Consider the following 2,257-nt stretch of genomic DNA (forward strand, 5'->3'; position numbering starts at 1 on the left):
CTTGAGCAAATTAAAAATGAGCTCCAAGTGGCATAGGGTACCTATCATTTCTAATCGAATGGAAATATTTGTATCTAAAAATGCTCATTATCAGTTAATAATTAATTTTCTTTGCTCCTAGATATCTCTTTGACCAATAGCTATTACTCATTGAACTAATTGTCACACCCGTTGATGAACCAGCTTGTAAAAATTGACCATTACCGAGATAGATACCAGCATGTGATGGACCTGGCTTGTATGTTTCAAAGAAAACAAGGTCTCCTACACTTGGAGATTTAACAGATACACCAACCTTGTAAATATCCGCCACTGTACGTGGTAATTTAATGCCAAGCGCCTCTTTATATACATAATCTAGGAATCCACTACAATCAAATCCACTTGGAGTAGTTCCACCCCAAACATATTTTACGCCTATGTATTTTTTTCCTGTGTTAATTAATTTTGAAGCACTAGATGTAGAAGTATTACTTGGTTGAACAGGTTTAGATGGGGTAGTTACCGAACTAGAATTTCCCAGCGCCTTCCATGTAGCCGGTCCAACAATTCCATCTGCTGATAATCTATTTGCTTTTTGAAAGTTAACAACAGCTTGCTTTGTAATGGATCCAAAATAAGTTGTTGTTGTGCTATTTTTAAAATAACCTTTTTGTTTTAAGATTTGTTGTAATTTTTGAACATCGGAACTTGTCATTCCTTGCTTTAATACTTTAGTGCCCGCAGTAGCTGTATTGGAACCTTGATTACTACTAGCTACGTTTAACGCCTTAAATGTAGTTGGTCCAACAATTCCATCTGCTGATAATCTATTTGCTTTTTGAAAGTTAACAACAGCTTGTTTTGTAATAGATCCAAAATAAGTTGTTGTTGTACTATTTTTAAAATAACCTTTCTGTTTTAATACCTGTTGTAACTGTTTTACGTCATTATTTTTCATTCCACTTTTTAGTGTTTGATCACCAAAAGCTGCATTACTAATAATAGGACTTGCAAACAAAGCGCTTGCGACTGTCATAGTTGCTACCAATTTTTTCATTTATATGGGACCTCCTGAATAATCTTCCTCTTAAACTATTGTTATCATACCATTATTCGACATTATTTGATGATTAAGAGTAGTTTACAAAAGTATGGAGGAAATGTGGAGTTTTACATATAATTACAAAAAATAAAGAATCATTATAACAGTCTGCAAGTATAAACCTTATAATCTATTTAAATAAAAGAAGTTATAAGGCAATATTTTTATACTAGTTGACTTAGGAACCCACTGTTATGGTGCCATTCATACCTAATTGCTCATGGCTTGGTAATGTACAATAGAAATTATAAATTCCCTCTTGGGTAAATGTAACGGTTATCTCGCTTGCTTTCCCTGGAATTGCATGTAAATGTAGAGCATTATTACCTTCATGTTGATGAGTAGTTCCATTTTGTATTTTAATGCCTTGCGAACGTTTAAACTCTAAATCATGTTCAATTTTTCCTTTATTCTCCAACTTTATAGTGACAGTCTGTCCTTTTTTGATAGATAAGTTACGGGGAGTATAGTTGTATTCTTCACTCGATATAAGCATTGAAGCAGAATTGTTTTTACTAAGCTCTAAATTATTACTACTCTCTGTCTGATGCAATTGATGAATATTATTTGAATTAATTGTTGGAACCTTAACTACTGGACCCAGTTGGTGAAATAAAATAAAAAAACTAGCCATAATCCCTGCATACATCAAGGGATTTCGGAGATAACGTGTTATTCTTGACTTATGATGAAAAACATAACATATGATAACGCTAATGACAAAGACATATAGTGTAAACATAATTTTAATTAATGGATCTGCATATTGAGTATCTACCATATCTCCGAGCATAGCTCCCATCATTCCACCCATAATTGCAGACAAAAAACTTTCTAGTATAGCCAATATCCCAAAAGTTCCTGCGATCATATAAATAAGTACTACGCTTATTCCCATACTTAAGATAGTAGAAATAAATAAGTTTCCCTTTAATATTACACCTAGTAGCACGCCTATCAACAGACTAGCTATCATACCTATACTCATTCCGACAGTCATACTTGCCATTTTCTCTATGGTATCTTTATTCTTAATGCCTAGAAAAGAGGTATATGCACCTAATAAGATAACAACTATAATGTAAGCCCGAAATAAAAAACAGCGTACCTTCATGGTACGCATGATAAATAGCCGTATTTTTATGATTTTTTATCAAAAATACGGCCTCATCT

General features: G+C 33.1%; 2 protein-coding genes. Both read right to left on the reverse strand.

Translation table 11 applies throughout. The features are described from left to right. Nucleotides 1–94 precede the first annotated feature (94 nt). Nucleotides 95–1,039 (reverse strand): C40 family peptidase, encoded by a 945-nt coding sequence (locus AS180_RS21205; RefSeq protein WP_062687468.1) that lies wholly within the window; start codon nucleotides 1,037–1,039, stop codon nucleotides 95–97. A 223-nt stretch (nucleotides 1,040–1,262) separates the two neighbouring features. Beyond that, nucleotides 1,263–2,207, reverse strand: a complete 945-nt coding sequence (locus AS180_RS21210) for a plastocyanin/azurin family copper-binding protein (protein ID WP_062687469.1) — start codon at nucleotides 2,205–2,207, stop codon at nucleotides 1,263–1,265. Between the last annotated feature and the right edge of the window lie 50 nt (nucleotides 2,208–2,257).

The organism is Priestia veravalensis, assembly GCF_001457055.1.
Classification (GTDB): domain Bacteria; phylum Bacillota; class Bacilli; order Bacillales; family Bacillaceae_H; genus Priestia; species Priestia flexa.